This is a genomic window from Paenibacillus sp. WLX2291, assembly GCF_046603665.1.
Lineage (GTDB): Bacteria > Bacillota > Bacilli > Paenibacillales > Paenibacillaceae > Saccharibacillus.
Genome location: NZ_CP176755.1, coordinates 4,004,088 through 4,022,720, shown reverse-complemented (window position 1 = coordinate 4,022,720; position 18,633 = coordinate 4,004,088). Strand labels below are relative to the sequence as shown.

Annotated in this window: 16 protein-coding genes; 7 read left to right on the top strand and 9 right to left on the bottom strand. The window is 45.2% G+C overall.

Going from position 1 to position 18,633, the window contains the following annotated elements:
• Positions 1-238: 238 nt before the first annotated feature.
• A complete protein-coding gene (locus ACDE64_RS17200; RefSeq protein ID WP_411347649.1) occupies positions 239-868 on the bottom strand; it encodes a YfbR-like 5'-deoxynucleotidase in 630 nt (209 codons plus the stop codon).
• A gap of 509 nt (positions 869-1,377) precedes the next feature.
• On the opposite strand from ACDE64_RS17200, the gene ACDE64_RS17195 reads away from it, so the two are divergent.
• The 4 genes from ACDE64_RS17195 to ACDE64_RS17180 all read left to right on the top strand — a co-directional run bounded on the left by ACDE64_RS17195 (position 1,378) and on the right by ACDE64_RS17180 (position 5,573).
• Positions 1,378-2,997, top strand: coding sequence for a nucleoside hydrolase-like domain-containing protein (locus ACDE64_RS17195; RefSeq protein WP_411347648.1), 1,620 nt, complete (start codon positions 1,378-1,380; stop codon positions 2,995-2,997).
• Between the two features lie 254 nt (positions 2,998-3,251).
• The gene (locus tag ACDE64_RS17190; protein WP_411350325.1) at positions 3,252-4,055 is read left to right on the top strand and encodes a hypothetical protein; all 804 of its coding nucleotides are present in this window, start codon (positions 3,252-3,254) and stop codon (positions 4,053-4,055) included.
• On the top strand, positions 4,052-4,834 hold the full coding sequence (locus tag ACDE64_RS17185) for a hypothetical protein (protein ID WP_411347647.1): 783 nt from the start codon (positions 4,052-4,054) through the stop codon (positions 4,832-4,834). The genes ACDE64_RS17190 and ACDE64_RS17185 overlap by 4 nt, the downstream gene beginning before the upstream one ends.
• Positions 4,835-5,033: 199 nt before the next feature.
• Positions 5,034-5,573: an SMI1/KNR4 family protein gene (locus ACDE64_RS17180; protein ID WP_411347646.1), complete on the top strand. Its 540-nt coding sequence runs from the start codon at positions 5,034-5,036 to the stop codon at positions 5,571-5,573.
• Positions 5,574-5,729: 156 nt separating this feature from the next.
• Here the strand turns inward: ACDE64_RS17180 and ACDE64_RS17175 are convergent, their stop codons facing one another.
• Together ACDE64_RS17175 and ACDE64_RS17170 are read right to left on the bottom strand one after the other, a co-directional pair.
• The gene (locus ACDE64_RS17175) at positions 5,730-6,284 is read right to left on the bottom strand and encodes a DUF1697 domain-containing protein (RefSeq protein WP_411347645.1); all 555 of its coding nucleotides are present in this window, start codon (positions 6,282-6,284) and stop codon (positions 5,730-5,732) included.
• A 75-nt stretch (positions 6,285-6,359) separates the two neighbouring features.
• The gene (locus ACDE64_RS17170) at positions 6,360-7,025 is read right to left on the bottom strand and encodes a hypothetical protein (RefSeq protein ID WP_411347644.1); all 666 of its coding nucleotides are present in this window, start codon (positions 7,023-7,025) and stop codon (positions 6,360-6,362) included.
• Positions 7,026-7,336: 311 nt separating this feature from the next.
• Between ACDE64_RS17170 and ACDE64_RS17165 the strand changes: the two genes are divergently transcribed.
• Positions 7,337-8,512, top strand: coding sequence for a DUF2625 family protein (locus ACDE64_RS17165; RefSeq protein ID WP_411347643.1), 1,176 nt, complete (start codon positions 7,337-7,339; stop codon positions 8,510-8,512).
• 102 nt (positions 8,513-8,614) lie between these two features.
• On the opposite strand, the gene ACDE64_RS17160 is transcribed toward ACDE64_RS17165, so the two are convergent.
• From ACDE64_RS17160 to ACDE64_RS17150, 3 genes are all read right to left on the bottom strand, one after another.
• Positions 8,615-10,003 carry an FAD-dependent oxidoreductase gene (locus tag ACDE64_RS17160; protein ID WP_411347642.1) on the bottom strand — a complete coding sequence of 463 codons (1,389 nt, stop codon included), beginning with the start codon at positions 10,001-10,003 and terminating at the stop codon, positions 8,615-8,617.
• A gap of 150 nt (positions 10,004-10,153) precedes the next feature.
• Positions 10,154-10,732 carry a TetR/AcrR family transcriptional regulator gene (locus ACDE64_RS17155; protein WP_411347641.1) on the bottom strand — a complete coding sequence of 193 codons (579 nt, stop codon included), beginning with the start codon at positions 10,730-10,732 and terminating at the stop codon, positions 10,154-10,156.
• A gap of 126 nt (positions 10,733-10,858) precedes the next feature.
• Complete coding sequence (locus ACDE64_RS17150) at positions 10,859-11,911, bottom strand: 2,3-butanediol dehydrogenase (RefSeq protein ID WP_411343320.1); 1,053 nt, start codon at positions 11,909-11,911, stop codon at positions 10,859-10,861.
• Between the two features lie 564 nt (positions 11,912-12,475).
• On the opposite strand from ACDE64_RS17150, the gene ACDE64_RS17145 reads away from it, so the two are divergent.
• Positions 12,476-13,504 carry a LacI family DNA-binding transcriptional regulator gene (locus ACDE64_RS17145; protein ID WP_411347640.1) on the top strand — a complete coding sequence of 343 codons (1,029 nt, stop codon included), beginning with the start codon at positions 12,476-12,478 and terminating at the stop codon, positions 13,502-13,504.
• A gap of 29 nt (positions 13,505-13,533) precedes the next feature.
• Here the strand turns inward: ACDE64_RS17145 and gdhA are convergent, their stop codons facing one another.
• Positions 13,534-14,907 carry an NADP-specific glutamate dehydrogenase gene (gdhA, locus tag ACDE64_RS17140; RefSeq protein WP_411347639.1) on the bottom strand — a complete coding sequence of 458 codons (1,374 nt, stop codon included), beginning with the start codon at positions 14,905-14,907 and terminating at the stop codon, positions 13,534-13,536.
• Positions 14,908-15,246: 339 nt separating this feature from the next.
• Between gdhA and ACDE64_RS17135 the strand changes: the two genes are divergently transcribed.
• Positions 15,247-15,855 (top strand): RBBP9/YdeN family alpha/beta hydrolase, encoded by a 609-nt coding sequence (locus ACDE64_RS17135; RefSeq protein ID WP_411347638.1) that lies wholly within the window; start codon positions 15,247-15,249, stop codon positions 15,853-15,855.
• A gap of 68 nt (positions 15,856-15,923) precedes the next feature.
• On the opposite strand, the gene ACDE64_RS17130 is transcribed toward ACDE64_RS17135, so the two are convergent.
• The gene (locus ACDE64_RS17130) at positions 15,924-17,348 is read right to left on the bottom strand and encodes a hypothetical protein (protein ID WP_411347637.1); all 1,425 of its coding nucleotides are present in this window, start codon (positions 17,346-17,348) and stop codon (positions 15,924-15,926) included.
• Between the two features lie 195 nt (positions 17,349-17,543).
• A complete protein-coding gene (locus tag ACDE64_RS17125) occupies positions 17,544-18,611 on the bottom strand; it encodes a hemolysin family protein (RefSeq protein WP_411347636.1) in 1,068 nt (355 codons plus the stop codon).
• Between the last annotated feature and the right edge of the window lie 22 nt (positions 18,612-18,633).

Sequence of the window (18,633 nt, the reverse complement as noted above, 5' to 3'; positions counted from 1 at the left end):
GTATCGGTAGGCAGGAACACGCATACCGGATAAGCTGCGATTGTGGAAATGAGAGGCAATAGGAATACGGATCAACTCTAACAATACTATACAAGCTGCTTAATGATTCCGTATACCGCTTGCTCTCTAAATATGTCATGTATACTTACTATCGACAGAAGCAGTTTATAAATGAAGAGAATTACATTATTTTACATGATGATTCATCGCGATTTACATCATAAAAGGCTGGTTCCCATTACTGGGCCAGCGCTTCCTCGGTGATGCGTTTGATATCGATTGTCGAGAATGTGCCTTCGTGAACCATATCCGGCAAGATGTTATCGAGAAAATAATCGACACAATGCAGCTTGATATTTTTGATTTTTACCAGCGCACTGCGGTACATCGTAATAAATTCTTTCTCGGTATTGCCGCGCTGCAATTCGGAAAAGGCTTCGTACACCTGATCCATTTTATCAGCAACCTCGAGAATGAGTCCTTCGGTGGAATGATCTTTGCCTTCGTGTAGTTGGCGGCGGAAGATGCTTTTGAAGTCTTCTGGAATATTCTCATCGATAAAATGCTCAATCATGCCTTCTTCCACCTTTTGCAGCAGAGAACGCAGTTCTAGTGAGGAGTGCTTAACCGGAGTTTTGATATCGCCGATAAAAATTTCGCCATAGTCATGGCTGCTAGTAATTTCGTATAACTTTTTCCAATCGATCACGACACCGTGTGTTTCTTCGATATCGGCAAGCGTTTTGGCGTATTGAACGACTTTCCATGAGTGAGCGGATACACTGTGCTGCTCAAATTTGAATTTGCCAGGACAGCGAATAATCCGTTCCAGATCATCCAGCGAGCGAAAGTAAGCATGAATTCCCATATGACTAACCATCCTTTGATTGCATAAATTGATGTGAAATGATAACTATATCTGCTTGATGTGTATGCAGTAGCATGTTAAGAAGATATCCATTTCAGCATAGCCCTGTAGTGTTAACGGCACGTTAAGTGCAGGTCAATTTTTGCTTAACGCTTGCTATAAAAGGAATGAACTTCATAGGATGACATCATTCATATAGCTCAAGTCTGCTTGTTTAGGATGGAGTGAATAGGATAGAAATTAGAAAATAGAAGCATTACTAGATTTATTTCCCTTCTCCAACATTTATTAAGCGTTTACATTGTAAAAAAACTATGATACCGTATTCATCAGGATTGTGACTGGTCATGCAGGCAAAACCTGGTTATAGCGATATTCCGTGCTCGGGATATGGCTGTAGCCAGGTTTTTTTCGTCTCAGGGGATGGAGACGAAGCGAACAGGCGGTTTGCATAGGGACATGCTCATCATCCGGTTGGAATTGATCACAGGGAAAAGGGGTAGATTCAAATGGGAAAAAGCAAATGGATCAGAGCGCTGTTATCTGTTAATCTGTGCGTGCTGCTGATTGGCGGTATGGGTGGACAGGCAATGGCAGCAGACAGCAAAACCGCCAGCAATGTCAAAGCTTCCACCGCCGCGCAGAACAAGCAGCAGGAAAGTAAAGCCAGAACCGTCATTACAAACGATGGTGAAGTGGATGATATGAACTCGATGCTGCGTTTTCTACTGTATTCCAACGAAATGGATCTGGCAGGTATCGTGCTGACCAGCTCGGTGTATCATTATGCTGGCGATCCAGATAAAGGCATTGAGCCGTATCGCTGGACAGGTACGGAGTGGCTGAGCAACATGACCGATGCGTATGCAAAAGCATATCCGAACCTGAGCAAACAAGCCGACGGTTATCCAACACCAGACTATATTCGCAGCGTGACCAAGATCGGTAACATCTCCTACAAAGGTGAGATGGACAAAGTAACCGAAGGCTCGGAATTCCTCAAAAAGCTGTTCCTCGACAATGATAAACGCGATCTGTATGTGCAAACATGGGGCGGCACCAATACGACAGCTCGTGCGTTAAAATCGATTGAAGAGCAATACAAAGGCACCGATCAATGGGCAGCCATCCAGAAGAAAATCAACGACAAACTTGTACTGTACATCATTCTTGATCAGGATGACAGCTACAATGATTATATCGCCAAGAGCTGGCCGAATATCCGCATTATCAATGACCAGTCGAACTTCTGGCATTTTGCCTACGCATGGAAATATCATACTGAAGCGGTGAACAGCAAGCTGCACGGCATGTGGAATTACGATAACATTCAGCATGATCATGGTCCATTATTGGCACTGTATGCGCTCATGGGTGATGGCAAAATGATCGACGGCGAGCTGGCAGAAGAACAACGCGGCAGTGCCGATTATTTGAAAAACAATCCGCAATACGATCAGTACGATTTCATTTCTGAAGGAGATTCCCCATCCTTCTTCTACCTGATCAACAACGGTCTGCGTAGCAATGAAGACCCAAGCTATGGCGGTTGGGGCGGACGCTTTGGCAAAGTGAATGACAAGCTGTATCGCAACAATGTACTCGATTACGATGTGTACACTAACCGCTATGAAGCCGAATATTCGCTGATGCGCTGGTTTGACGATATCCAGAGTGACTTTGCTGCTCGTGCAGATTGGGCAATCGCAACCAGCTACAAAGATGCTAACCATAATCCAACATTGACGGTCAAAGAAGGTCTGAATCTGACTGCGAAACCGGGACAATATATTACCCTGCATGCCGTAGGCAAAGACCCGGATGGCGACAAACTGACGTACAAATGGTGGCGTTATTTTGAAGCGGATACGTATAACGATTCTAGCGTAGCGCCTGCCGCAGAGGAGAAACAAATGGCTGGCGATCTGCTGCTCGGCATCCATCGCCCAGTGGTGGAAGGCGAGAAACGTAATACAATCGGTCTGAAAAATAGCAATACCGCTACCGTCAAATTCCAAGTGCCGAAGGATGCCAAATCCGGTGATACGATCCACATGATCGCCGAAGTGCAGGATGATGGCGCACATACGCTCAAGCATTATCAGCGTGTTATTATTACGGTGAAGTAATCACGGTGGAATTGGGAATGCGATTTTTATCCTGACTATCTGCTACTAAGTATGAACGAAGCCTTTCTGTACAGTTGCTGTCTTTTGCTACGCATCGGCGTATAGCAAGCAGTGCTAAACGGGAAGGCTTTTTTCATTGATGAAAAGAATGGTGTAAACTGTATAGGGAGTAACTATCGTTGAATGAACAGAAGCGAGACGAGCAGCAAACACAGCATCATAATGATCCAATCGATCAGAAAGGCAGGAATAGCATGGACAAAAAAGCCAAACAGATTCTGATGAAAACCTTTTGGAGCTCCGCTGGCTGGAAGCCAGGCGTGCGAGTATTTGCCGGACCGGATTTTGAATATGCGCGCAGTCAGGGTGTTATGTTCGATCCCATCACAATCACACATGACGAGCTGATCCAGCGATTGCATAAACTGCACCAGCAGATCACACAGCAACAAGTTAGCGAAGCTTTTTTACATAGTTTATCAACGCGGAAAACGCATCTGCGCAGTGCGTTATCCAGTTGGGCATTGACGGTGAATCTGCCGCTGCATACGTATGAACAACGTAAAAGTGTACATCCTCTTACGAGCAGTTGCGGGGATTGCAATCATCAGGGATTAATGTCTAGCGAAGAATTGGTGAACGAAGATCTGAATGTACTGAATTTTGAACGGATTAAATGGGGTGGTGTCCGGTTAGACTGGTTATTATATTGCTGGATGGATCTGGAGTTGTTTAGCCGAGAGCAACCAGTGGAAGCGACAGAGCAGGATGTGGATTTATTTCGGAAAATGCTAGATGCTGTGAATCAATGCGAGCCAGGAGAAAGTGCGCGTAAATTGGAAAAGCGCTGGAAAGATCTTCTGCCTTCCAACAAGGGTGAACGTGATAAGGTAATGGAAATACTCGGTTATGCCGGTATATTGCAGACGACAGATCTGCCGCGTATCGGTCGCGGTCATGATAATGATTTTATGTCGATGGCAATTTGGCAGGGGCAGGATGGGTATGATCAACAGACCGTGGCACATTATTTTGGATATCGGGGGTTGAAGAGATGAATGGGGAACTGCATCAGATGCTGCTCATTACCGCACTTGGAAATGGGTACCTGATCAATGCCAACGATGCTGCCAGTAAAGAATTGGAGCAAACGGACAGATTGATCGTACGTTTTTGTAGTGAAGATCAGCTACTGACCTGGAGTGCATGGCTGGAGCAGCTTCGTAATCAGAAGTATCAGCGGCTAATGCTTGTTCATACAGCGGACAATCCCTCGACTTCGTCATGGCAAAGCAGTGGATTTGCAGGCGGCGGTGCAAGGCATGGCATCGCTACGCTAGCAACTACTGGGCATATGATCTGGATACCGGAATGGAAGCTGGATCGACATCCGACTCGTTCTAGCTGGCAAGTGACCTACTGTGCATATCCGTACAGCGGCAGTCAGCAGGCTGGTCATGCGTTTGTGCCGCTTGCGGATGTGACGTTGCAATTACGAACGGTATTAGAACAGGTAGGTACACTAGCTGAACAGATCGGAGAAGCATTTTGGAAACAAAACTTTTTTGATCCTGCATTGCAATTGTTGGATGGTAGCAGTCAGGAAACTGCCAAATATGCGTTTGAATTGCCACCTGTATACAGTGCCGAAGCATGGCGCTTGCTGAATGCTGTATACAAGAGCTGGGTGTTCGGTGGCATGGGATCGTGGAACGATAGCACGCCGGGGATGGCATATGCGCATGGCAAAGAAGCCGAATACGAACGATATTCCGGCGAACTGTACGAAGCTCTGCTGCAAAGTTCCAGAACAGCGGTGAACTCTGTCGTTTTTTAAAAGCGCATGGAATGTAATAATTTATGATGACTAATATAGTAAATTTGCATGGTAATCGAATAAGGAACATCATTGCAACACAGAACACAGAACACAGAACACAGAACACAGAACACAGAACACAGAACACAGAACACAGAACACAGAACACAGAACACAGAACACAGAACACAGAATGTAAAAGATCGGAGAGAGCTGTATGGACTGGAATACTGTATTTGATCAAATAGTATCTGTTAATCCGGGAGCGGATGATGAGCAATTGCACACCTTTGCCCGTCATTGGAATATAGCGTTGCGTGATGAAGAAATACAGCTGGTAAAGGATCAGCAACGCAATCCATTTCCGACGCATTCTCCGCTATACAGTCAGTATAAACCGCTCGATGCAGCGCAATGGACATTTCCGCAAAAGCCACTACCAGACAATTATCTCAACTTGCTGGGATGGGCGAATGGTGGCGAGTATCAGACAGGTGAACGTATGTTTCAGTTTTTCAGAATGGACGAATTGCGGGAGATGAATCTGGTGTACGAAGTACTGCATTATATGCCGGGTGCGCTGTCGTTTGGGATGAATGGCGGCGGCAGGCATTATCTATTTGATATGCGTAGTGATCTGGTGAATGGAGAATACCCAATTTTGTTAGCAGATTCAGGAAATCTGGATTATAGCGATGCGCAGCATGTCGCAGACTCGCTATGGGAACTATGCAGTCGGGGTGATGAACTGGATTGAGGAATGATTGTATGTATAATAGATTGTCTTTGCTAAAAAGCGATACCATTTGAGCAAGTGGTATCGCTTTTTGAATTGCGTCGCTGGTCTAGGAGCCGTTCGTTTTGTTCAAGATCACACATGTCTGCGATGCTGCTTGTTGGCAAACGATTACTGTTACAGCTTGTGCTCATCAGCGGCCTGCATCAAACGGAAAATCTGCCGCGTCGTATTCACATTGCGCACCGTCATGTAGCGGTACAATCTCGAACCTACCAGCTTGTTCATGCCGCTGCGCACTACGTTTTCGCGTGGAACGGACACGAGAACAGCGCCGGAAATATAATGTACCGTGCCCATATCCGGTTTGAGGGGCAATTGCTCCAATATCGAACGATCATCAATCTCGTCCCAGAGAAACAGCACATCACTTTTCATACTGTCGTCGTTCGTCCATGTCTCTGGTAATGCGTCGATCACAGCAGTCATCTCTGGCAGACTGCGCACCATTACTGGAATCTTCAATCCAAAATCCGTTTGAATCGCTCGCTCCAATCGTACCGCCAACTCGGTATGAGGCAGTTGTTCACTGGCAAAAATAATATTGCCGGAATTGATATACGTTGTCACCTGAGTCATACCAGCATCTTCAAAAGCAACTTGTAACTGCTTCATGTTGATCTTGTTGTTTCCGCCTACATTAATACCACGTAACAAAGCGACATAGATCATGAACAAGCCCTCTTTTCCTCAAAAGAATCGACATGAACGTGCACCAGCATAGATTCTGTATTGATTCTGTTGTTGTTACCAGCGCAGCGACAAGTAGACCAGCAGGTGATTCGTCGCTTCTTCGCCTAGTAATTCATTCAACTTTGGCTCTACTAGCTTGAGATAGATATCTTTGACCTCATAGGTTTCTTCATCCTGAATCTCGCCGCCCAGCATGGTTGCGGCTTCAATCAGCAACGTCAATGCCGCGAAAAAATCTGCCAGAGACTTCGCTGCCAGTTCTGCATCGCCACCTTCAAATGATACATAAACAGGTGTGCCTTCTGCTGACGTATCTGCAATAATCGGATCATCGTTGTAGGTAGCAATCACTACATGCTGCGGTGCCCATTGCTCCGATTCCTGCGGCGCATTCACATCACCAATCCAGCGATGTCCCAACTGCAACCGATCCAGATAATCTGGTGCGGCGAAACAGAGCAAAATGCCATCGCCGATCAATACCGCTGCATTTTTTAGCTTGAGCGAACCTTCTGCTGACGGGTCCATAATCTCATAATGCGAGTATACATATTGCAGCTCCGGCGACAGCGGAATCCGTTCATCCACTGCAATATCCAGCGTCTTCCCTGCTTCGACGAAGCCATTTCCGGCAAATAATCCATACAATGCGTTATAATCCTGATGCTGACGTACAAATGCAGCAGTCGCTTGCTCCAATGTCCAATGCTGTTCCATCATATTCATTCCTCTCTGTATGTATAGGTAGTCGCTACAAGATGTACACATCACCATTTCACTATTTGGAAATGCGATCTCATATCCTTCTTCATATATTGTAGCATTCCACCTCAGCGGTTCAAACAAAGGATGATCAAAAAGGAACCTCTCTGTTAGAAGCAGTAAATGAAAGCAAGTTTGCCTATCTATGTTCGATTGGCTCTGGCTTCTACCCATCTGTTATACTGTAAGCACAAGTATCTCTATACATTTTGTCGTATCCTATGGCATCATCAGTTCCTAATTAAATCAATCATAAAGGGGTTAGACCTATGCACTCATTATCTGCGGATCAATTGATTGACCATGAGAATCATGCCTGGGATGAACTGATGCAACTGTTCACAGGCGGTCGCCATACATATATGATTTTACCTGTTGATCGCGGAGAAAGCAGACAGACATTGGAGCGTCTACAGATTAGCACCCGTTCGTATCTAGGAGCCATCGCATATGAAACAGGTGGTGTGCTAGTCGATCATGGTTGGATCAAGCTTCTTGGATCAGGTGCGCCGGGGATTTATGGTAGCTTGCGTTCATGGAATGGACTGCATGAGCAGCCGGTAATTACGGAGATTCCGGGTATGCTAACTGTGGCATATGATGCGGCAGGTGGCTTTTTTGCGCTGGATACCGGGCGTTTTGGGCAGACCGGGCATATTTATTATTTTGCACCGGATACGTTGGAATGGGAATCGACCGAGCTGGCATATTCCGGATTTATCAACTGGTTAGCCGTAGGCGATTTGCAGCAATTTTACGATACGTTCCGTTGGGAAGGCTGGCAAAGTGAATCGTCTCAACTGGGTGCGGATCGTGTATTGTCTTACTATCCGCCGCTCTGGACGAAAGAGGGTGGGGGCCAGAATAGCTACAAATCACCGATATCGATTCGCGAAGCATGGGAACTCGTGCTAGAGCAATATCAGGATGAACAGGCACAGCAGAAACGGCAGACAGACATCATTAACAGCAATACAGTTAGCAGTAGTGAAGTGAGTGAAACCGAACATCATATCGATGAGATTGAGCAGCATTATAGTATCTGTTTTCCTTTGGATTATTTGGCGTTTGTTCGTCAAAGCGGCGATCAAGCGTACCAGTTTACCGAGGAAGGTGGACAGACGGATTGGGAAATTCACTTTTCAGCGTTGGATGGTCAGTTTATTGCAAATAACCAGGCAATGGTAAACGATGTGAATCCCGATCCCCAGCGGATCATTCCGATTGCATGGAGTATGAGCAGTGGGAACAATTATTTGCTCGATTACCGCTACAATCCGGCAGAACCGGCAGTATTGCTGCTTGAGCATGAAGAAGCGATGGTACGTGAAGATGCGGAAGCCGAGGCGGACAGCCCGGAGGAAGCACAGCAGCTGTTAGAAGGCAATGTACGTAAAGTTGCCGATCACTTTGGACAATTTGCTACTCTAATCAAACAACAATAAATACAATAGCCTGTATATGCCGAGATTGCTCTAGGATCGACATCTACAGGCTATTTGAATGTTAAATGTTCTTATATAATCGACAAACAAAATGCCGCTTCATTATATCGAAGACTGAATGATGCTTATAGCCGCATGTCGACCTGCTACTCTTCCAAAAGTTAGTCCATTCAATAGAGAAGCGCCACTACCAATATATTCCTGATTAAGCGTTTGTGAAGAGGCAGCCCCGCCAGCTGCATATAGCCCTTTCATGACATGACCACTTTGATCAATAACTTGTGCATGCTTATTAATACGTATGCTGGTAAAAGTATCGTTAATAAAACCAGTCATCATAAGTCCAATATAAGGAGCTTCCAGTGCATAAAGATATTCCGACGGTTTATGAAAATCGCTATCATATCCTGCCCGTGCATAAGCATTGTACTGCTCTATCGTTGACTGTAATACGTTGGGTTGCACATCAAGTTGAATCGCTAATTCTTCTATAGTATCAGTACGAAAAGCCATTCCTTCAGCAATGGCTTGATCAATCCCTTTGCTGTGTCTAGCATAAAGTGGAGCAGGGACGAGCAGATGTGTGTCACCAAAACCTGTATCATTTAATTTACGAGTACGTGTGAAGAAATATTCGTTCTCATCGACATAACGCTGTCCATCAGGAGTAATATACACTCCTTCCGGTGCTGAAAAGCCAATCCCAAAATCGGTAGGCAATGTATGGAAAATTTGAGCAGCATTTTTGACAATAATATCTGCTTGTACAGCTTCTGCCATTTTGATCGAATCTCCAACGTTGACGGAAGCATTCTCATATCGTTTATATTGAGGGTAATACTGAGCCATCATCTCTGGATTACCTGAAAAACCTCCCGAGGCGATAATAACCGATGAGGCATGAATCTGTATCTCTTCTCCGCTAGTATGGATTGCCTTCACACCTATAATAGACTGATTGTTTTGAATTAATGTTGTGACACGTGTATTGAAATAGACTGGTATATTCAATGCAGATAGTGAATCAAATATACTGCTCATCATCTCTTTACCACTCTTGGCATAATGGATGCGTGGCGTCGTTCTACCTTCATACTTGCCAGAAGGTTTGATTTTATCAGTGATATGGACTCCATGTTCAATAAGCCATTGCAAATTTTCAGCAGAATGCTCGGTAATATAACGTACAAGCTCGGCGTCTACATATTCGTCATTTGCTTGAGTAGCCAATTTCATCCAATCATCAAAAAATTGTTCGGAATTATCAGTAATTTGATGTTTTTGTTGGATTGCAGTGTCAGCTGCATAAAAACTACCAGCGGAAAGGGCAGATGTTCCACCAGGATGATCAAGTTTTTCTAGTAAGATGACTTTTGCATTATGCTTAACAGCTTCGATAGCAGCTCCCATTCCTGCAAGACCGCTTCCGATCACCAGTACGTCTGTATTTTGTATTTCAGCATTGGTTATTTGTTTGGATAATGGTTCCATTGCGACTTCACTCCTCTGATGCAACATGGATGTTAGGACGTTTGTAATTACAAACATTTTGTTAAAGCAACATATGTTAGCATAAAGTATAAAGTTCACTATCCTTGTGTAACAACCATCAATATTGCTGAACTGTTGCTATAAAGAAAATCACCTTGCTTCGTGTTCGATAGATTCTGATACATGAGGTAGAATCAAGCGCGTAAGGCGATCTGCAATATTTTGATGATCATATTGGATTTGACCGTTTACGGCTAAATATGCTGCTTCATGAATCATACTGGCATATAAAGGCACATAAAATTGTTGTTCATCCAATGAATAAACATCTGTAAGTTTTTGTTGTAAAAACGACTGCAAAGCATCCAGCATATGTTGCTGTAGCATGGCGTTAAAAATCAGATGATCTCGTTTGCATTGTTCTTGTGGTTGAATATAATATTCACAAACCGCAACAACAAGTTGATATATGCATTCATGATCAAGGTTAGCGAGATTGTTGGTATGATGCTCTATTACAGAGGTAGCACTATCTCCGATCATATATTCAAAAAGTTCGTATTTATCATCAAAATGGGCATAAAATGTTGAACGGTTCACTTGTGCCAAGGAAGTAATATCATAGATTGAAATTTTCTCGAATGGCTTCTCATTCATTAACTGGATAAAAGCATGAAGTAATGATATTTTTGTAGCTGTATTTCTTACATTTTTAACTTTGATACTCATGTCCATCATCCCGACTTTCTTTTGCATTTTATTATGGACGCATATACATATAAAAAAAGAAGCCCGCATGAAACGGACTTCAGTACAATGTATCATAATCATTCTTTTTGTAAAGCGCAAATATATTTACAGATTTGGCGAAACGAGGATTTTCACCTGATTTTTCTCTTTCAGCAGTGCCTCAAAGCCTTGTTCCATAATGTCGCCAAGTGCAATACGTTTCGTAACGAGTTTATCAGGAGCGAAGTAGCCCTGGCTCATCAGGCTGATAACAGCTGGGAATACGTCGCGGTATCCGATAATACCGGCGATATTGCGCTCTTGCATTACGATACGGTTCGGATGAATCGGTGCTTCTTTTTCAAAAATGCTGACGATCATAATCTGACCGCTCAGTTTGGTCGATTCAATCGCTTGTGTCAGTACAACGGGTACACCGGTAACTTCATACGCAACATCTGCGCCACCTTCCGTCAGACGGTGGATTTCTTGCACGACATCGCCGTCCGCCGGGTTCAGACCGATCGCGCCGAGCGATTCTGCTGTTTTGCGACGTTCTTCGGACAATTCGACTGCGTAGATTTCGGCAGCGCCGGAAGCTTTTAGCGCTTCGATCACGAGCAGTCCGATCGGGCCAGCACCGAACACAACGGCACGGTCGCCGACTTTGAATTGGCTTTGGCGAACTGCATACAGTGCAACTGCGGAAGGCTCAACCAGTGCGCCTTGCTCATACGATACGCTGTCTGGAATTTTGTGAACCATATGCTCATCCGCAACAACATATTCGGAGAATCCGCCACCGCCGCCAGCAAGACCGAGGAAACCCATTTTTTCGCACAGATTGTATTTGCCCTGACGACAGGCAGCACATTCACCGCATGCAAAAATAGGCTCGACTACGACACGGTCGCCAGCCTGAATACGAGTAACACCTTCGCCAACTTCAACTACTTCACCGGAAAATTCGTGACCCATTACAACGGGTGCTTCTTCCTGAGTGAGTGGATGCTTAGCACCTTGCGGGATAAAGATAGGGCCTGCCGCGTACTCATGCAGGTCACTACCGCAAATACCGCACCATTGGATTTTGATTTTCACTTTCCCTTTTTGGGATGCGGGTTCTTCGATCTGTTCTACACGTAAATCTTTTACACCATGCCATCTTAAAGCTTGCATTAAAGTCATCTCCCTGTAAGTCTGTCATTGGAATGTGTGCACTGTTGAAATAGCAGGTTCAAACGCTTGTTCAGGCGTGTTCATAAAAGTATGTGTTCTGTTGCTATATGCTTGGAGTTTGGTTGGGACAGCGCCAAATCATCGCTGAAGATGCTATCAACAACTACAATTTTAAAGTTTTATAGGAAACGTTTCCGAAATAAATAATGTCATAATTCCGTCATAATGTCAAACCGATCTCGGTAATAGATAGTAAGGATTAAGATAGAAACGCAAAAACGATATACCAACATCTTCATATTATTTTAAGAAATACACCACCTATCAGTTTAGTAACTAAATAGTTAAAATATAATGAAAAGGTTGATAGAAAGCTTTTTCGCACATTTTCGTATATTTACAAGTTGAATTTTCAAATGGAAATGGATACAAGTATAATGTAAGGAATACAAGCTAGCTGATTACCAATGCAGCTGGGTACATTTGGAATATGATATAATGGATGCAAAACATGAATATTTGAATTTAGATTGGAAACATTTCCGATTATGAAGGGGCATTCATATGGCTGACAGGAAAAAGGTAACGATTGAGGATGTTGCAAAACAGGCTGGCGTTGGTATTGCTACCGTATCGCGCGCACTCAACAATAGCGAAGGCATTAGCGCCAAAACAAGGCAACGCATTCTACACATCGTGGAAGAGATGGGCTTTGTCCCCAATACATCTGCGCAAAGTCTGAAAATTCGTCAAACGCGTCAGATTGCACTGGCTGTACCAGATATTCGCAATGCGATTATTCCCGATATCGCTTGGTCGGTCGAACAAGCCGCCAAGCAACACGGATATCGGGTTGTACAGATTAATATGCTAGGTAACGCAAGATTGGAGCTGGAAACGCTGCGCGAGGTGAAAAAGCTGCATGTGGACGGGCTCGTCATGATGCCGCTCGCATATCCGAAAACGCTGGAGCAGCTGATAAATCAATCGAGTCTGCCGATCTCGGTGATCAATTACAGCAAAAAGCTCAGCCCTGATCTGAAAGCAGACATTGTAGGCATGGCGCGCCCGGAAGGACGACTCGTCATGGAACATCTGCTGCAAATCGGACGTACACGAATCGCTTATGCTGGAGCGCCAAAGGATAAGATTGAAGAACGATATTTAGCATATGAGCAGGCACTGCCGCAGGTTGATACATCGTTAGTATATTTTGGTGAAGATTTCAACTTTGATACCGGTCGTCAGGCAGCAGATTACTTTTATAACCTCAAGCATATGCCGGATGCGATCTATGCCGTCAACGATATGGTAGCGATTGGCATTGTAAATCGCTTCAAGGAGCTAGGTGTCAATGTGCCAGAGGATGTTGCAATTGTCGGTATTGATAACAATCTATGGACGACAATTACGACGCCACAGATTAGCTCAGTGTCGATTATGGGTGCCGAAGTCGGGCGGTTGGCGGCTGAATTGCTGCTCAAGCGAATCCAGTCCACCGAAGCCTTGCCCTATGAACGTGTTGAGTTTGAACCGCGCCTGATCGTCCGTGAATCCAGTCTATCTGCTCATCGATATCTGCGTAGCGAATAGTGAAATAGTGAATACCAATGGAATGTACGTTAAATGATTCCCTGCTGTAGCATAGCTTCTGCTACTCGGCGGAAACCAGCGATATTTGCGCCAGCAACCAGATTGCCCTCAAAGCCATATGTTTTCGCTGCTTGGACGCTATCGCGGTAAATATGCTGCATGATCTGTTTTAACTTGTCATCCACTTCGTCAAAGCTCCAAGACAGACGCATGCTATTTTGCGCCATTTCCAGTGCGGATACGGCAACACCGCCCGCATTGGCAGCTTTGGCAGGACCGAATAAAATATCGTTATCCAGCAGCAGATGTACCGCATCGAGCGTGCTTGGCATATTGGCACCTTCTGCGATTGCGATCAGACCGTTGCCGATCAGACGACGAGCGGCGGCAGCATCCAGTTCATTTTGCGTAGCACAGGGAAGGGCAATCTCGCATGGCACGCTCCAGATGTCTGTACTGCCGTAGTGATACGAAGCTTCAGGATGGTGTGTTACATAATCGCGGATACGTCCACCTTCAACCAGTTTGATCTGTTTCACCGTATCTAGCTTGATGCCATTAGGATCGACGATGTAACCGCCAGAATCGCTACATGCGACTACAATAGCGCCCAGTTCTTGCGCCTTTTCCATAGCAAAAATCGATACATTGCCGCTGCCTGATACAACGGTACGGCGTCCTTGCAGATGTAATCCGCGCGAAGAGAGTAGTTCCTGTAGGAAGTAAATACAGCCGTATCCTGTCGCTTCTGTACGTGCCAGACTACCGCCATAACCAATACCTTTTCCAGTTAAAATGCCCGGTTCATTGCCGCCGCGAATCCGTTTGTACTGACCGAACAAATATCCGATCTCACGTCCGCCAACCCCGATATCCCCGGCAGGTACATCGACGTCGGAGCCGATATATTTGTATAGTTCCGTCATGAAGCTTTGGCAGAACCGCATAATTTCCATATCTGATTTGCCTTTCGGATCAAAGTCAGAGCCGCCTTTGCCACCGCCGATCGGCTGCCCGGTTAAGGCATTTTTGAAAATCTGCTCAAAGCCGAGAAATTTGATAATGCTGCTGTTGACCGTCTCGTGAAAACGAAGTCCGCCTTTGTAAGGACCGAGTGTACTGTTAAACTGGACTCGGAATCCTCGATTGACCTGCACTTGCCCATGATCGTCCACCCAAGGTACACGGAAGGACACCAATCGCTCTGGTTCTAGCAGTCGCTCCAGCACGGCATGCTGGCGATATTCAGGGTGCTGCTCGATTACCGGCGCCATACTTTCCAGAAATTCGTTCACTGCCTGATGAAATTCCTGCTCGCCCGGATTACGTTTGATCACGGTATCATAAATGGATTGTATGTATGTTTCTGTCGTTGATGTATGGTCTTGTATCAGTTTACTCATGCTTCTCGTACTCCTTTTTGTATGGATTCATGTAAGCTTCAAGTTAGCTTTACATCATTATAGATAGCGTACTTTGAATGTGCCAATCGTTTATTTCATCAACGCTCATAAAAATAATTTATAATTTGCACAGTTAAATTTTGAACATGCCATGTAAGGTATAACGTGCTTTGCATGTGCACAGTCAACAATCAATAATGCAATAGTCAATACGAAATGATAAAAATGGAACCTGTATATCGTTTATTAACATGTATAAAATAATTAATAAGTATACTTTATAAAGTTTATTTTATATGGTAACATCATTAAAAAATAACATCAAAGGAGACGAAAACTATGACTGTAGCTTCTTCCAATCAAGATAATATCTTGTCCGAGAATAGAGTGTATATTATCCACGGGTATACCGCTTCCGTTCATGACAATTGGTTTCCATGGCTCAAAGAGCAGTTATCGGCTAAAGGTATTGCGGTAGAAGTGATTGAGATGCCTGATCCGAATCAACCGATAGCCGCCGATTGGTTAGAGCAGGTATATGCACGCATTGGCACACCGGATCGCCACACTTATATTGTTGGTCACAGTCTGGGCTGCATCACTACACTACTCTATATGCAGGAGCAATTGGCGATTGCACCAGTACAACTGGGTGGAGTGCTGCTTGTTTCCGGGTTTGACGAGTCGCTGTACACTTTGCCGCAATTGGATGAATTTGTGCAGATTCCCGTTCAGTATGAGCCGTTAATTGCCGCTATTCCGCAGCGTGTTGTAGTTGCCGCCGCAGATGATGACATCGTGCCTGTGGTGTTCAGTCGTCACTTTGCTGAGCATGCGCAGGCGGAATTACATGAATTGGAGCATGGCGGGCATTTTCTGGATCATGATGGATTTACCGAGTTTCCGCTAGTGTTAGAATTACTGGAACGCATGATCTCGACTAGATGAGAAAAACCAGCATTCTTCATCTGCTTATGCAGACCGGGAATGCTGGTCTTTGTTATATTCTATTCACATTATTTCAAGTTCCAGCGATACACTTTGCCATCGTTGAGCGTTGTGTATACGGCGCGATCAGCATAGCTTTTTACAAAAGGATCGATCCAATCGCGATCTGTAGCGAATGAGAGTGCGACATTGAGTGTTTGTGGATTTATTACATACGTACGTTGTGCCAGATTGAGCATCAGATTACCATTTACATTGGTCGTTAGATCGGTTGTCTCATCTGCCAGTTCGTTGAAGCTGTGAGTGGCGATTTTGCCTTTGAATGAATATAGATCAAGAGTCATCGTAGATGGACTATATGTGGCGTAACCCGAACCGGCAGGCTGTACAAATGCGTCTACCGGAATCAATCGTCCCCATAGCAATGTGCCAGTTGGAGAGAAGCCATACAATTTATCCTGAGTGCTGGTCGCTTCCGCGCGAATGACGACAGAGCCGTCTGGCATCACCAGTTGACCGGCATTCGATTCACTGAACACATAGGCATTTTTCGGTAGTTTATAAGCAAACGTCTTTTTGAGACTGAGATCATACACAGCGATTTGTGGACTGTATGGATTGCCCCAGATTCCTGATTTGTCCTTCACGAGTGGACTGGCATTGAACAGGATACGATTTTGCTGGATACCCAGTACTTGCCCTTGTACAGACGTACGATTCAGCAGCTTGCCGCCTGCTTGAAAACGGAGCAAGTCGGTCGTGTAGATGCCTTTGCTATTGTAATCATGCTGAACCGCCGCCACGATAGAACCATCCTGCATGACTTCAAAATCGACGATATCACCATCACCCTGACGTGGTAGAGAACGAATCCAGTTTAGCTCGCCAGAACTGTTGATAGAGTAGAGACGGTACGTATTATCGGAAAAGGATTGAAACACGTACGCCGTACCGGAAGCAGTGAATTTTGCCAGACTGTAGAGAGTGTAGGGACCTGCGGATTCGTGGAATGTGTACGTCCATTTTACTTTACCTGTATTCTGATCCAACGCCTTGAGGCTATCCACAACCCAGCTATATTGCGTCTTGGCAGCGCCCGTATTCTGAATGAGCTGTGAGATATGTACATAGACCAGCTTCTTGGCAGGTACGACATACGTGTCTGCCATTACGGATTGCGATGCATCTGCGACTAGTGCCGATGTGGTCAGTAGATTGTCGGAAGCCCACGCTTTTTGCGGCTGTAATCCATTGCTGGACGCAGTTGCAGACGTAGCAGTCGTTGCTACTGCATTTGCGGGTGAGCTGTTTGTCGTTGTGCTTGCTGTATTGGATGAAGAGGAAGATGTAGAACTTGTACTCGCAACCGAAGAAACGGATGAATTGGTCGTCGCTGCATGTGCAGATCCTGGAGCGATACATCCGGCACCAAGCAGGCTGGCTGCCAGTAATGCACCGCATGTATACGATAATTTGTTGTTGGAAGCCATCATGATTCCACCTTTGTGTATGAAATTTATTTCCATATCCTTACTATTGTAGACATAATCGTGATCCAGAAGAAGATGGGAAAAGTAACAATTTGTTTGCCGAAATGATACTTTATTATCTTCTGATTATGTATAGGCAACAAAAAACACCGAATCCGCCGTAGGGACGAATCCGGTGTCGTTGTGTATTTAGTTGTTTTACATAGAAGCGAGCGGAGCTTTGATATCATCTGCTTCATCGCGAATATCGCCGACGATCTCTTCCAGAATATCTTCCATGGTGACCAGTCCGACCGTCTGTCCGCCGGTGCCGGTAATAGCAGCCATATGCACGCGGTTTTGCTGCATGCTCAGCAGTACTTCCCTCAGCGAAGCAGTCTCGGCAAAGGTAGGAAGGGCGTGCATGAATCCAGACAATTCGCCAGAACGTCCGGCTGCAATCGCGGTCAGCACTTCCTTGCTATGGATAAAGCCGATCAGCCGGGTATCATCTGCGGCAGCGGTGACGGGATAACGCGTATATTCGTACTGACTGAGCCGAGCGATTAGATCGGCTTGTGGCAGCTGTTCTGCAATGGTGATCATCTGATCCGCAGGAATCATAATCTCGCTCAAGGTGCGGTCGTCAAATGCAAAAATATTTTGCAAATACGTCTGTTCCGTCTGGTTGATCTCACCACTCTCAAAGCTTTGCTCAACCAACCATTTCAATTCTTCCTCTGAGTGAACGGTATCATGACCAGCAGGCTTGACGCCGAACAAACGTAGCAGCAAAGTAGCCGAGCCGTTCAACAAGCGGATAATCGGCGCCATCAGACGACCAAAGCGATACAGAGAAGGGGCGAGCAACAAGGTCATTTTCTCAGCAAATTGAATCGCCAGTGTCTTCGGTGCCAGCTCACCAAGTACAACGTGCAGGAACGTAATCACTGCTAGTGCGATACCGTACGACAATACAGTCGAGATCGCTTCTGGTACTGCAAATCGTTCAAATACCGGATGCAGCATCCGTTCTACCGTTGGTTCACCGAGCGCACCGAGTACGAGCGCAGTAATCGTAATACCGAGCTGACAGGCAGAGAGATAATAATCAAGGTCAGTGGCGACTTTTTTTGCCATGACTGCTTTTTTGTTGCCATCTGCGATCAATTGATCCAGACGGGACATCCGTACTTTCAAAATCGCAAATTCCGCTCCGACGAAAAAGGCAGTAAGACCGATAAATACCGCGACCAGAAATAGATTTAAGCCAATAGTTCCGTCCAATGATTTCCCTCGTGTGAGGGAT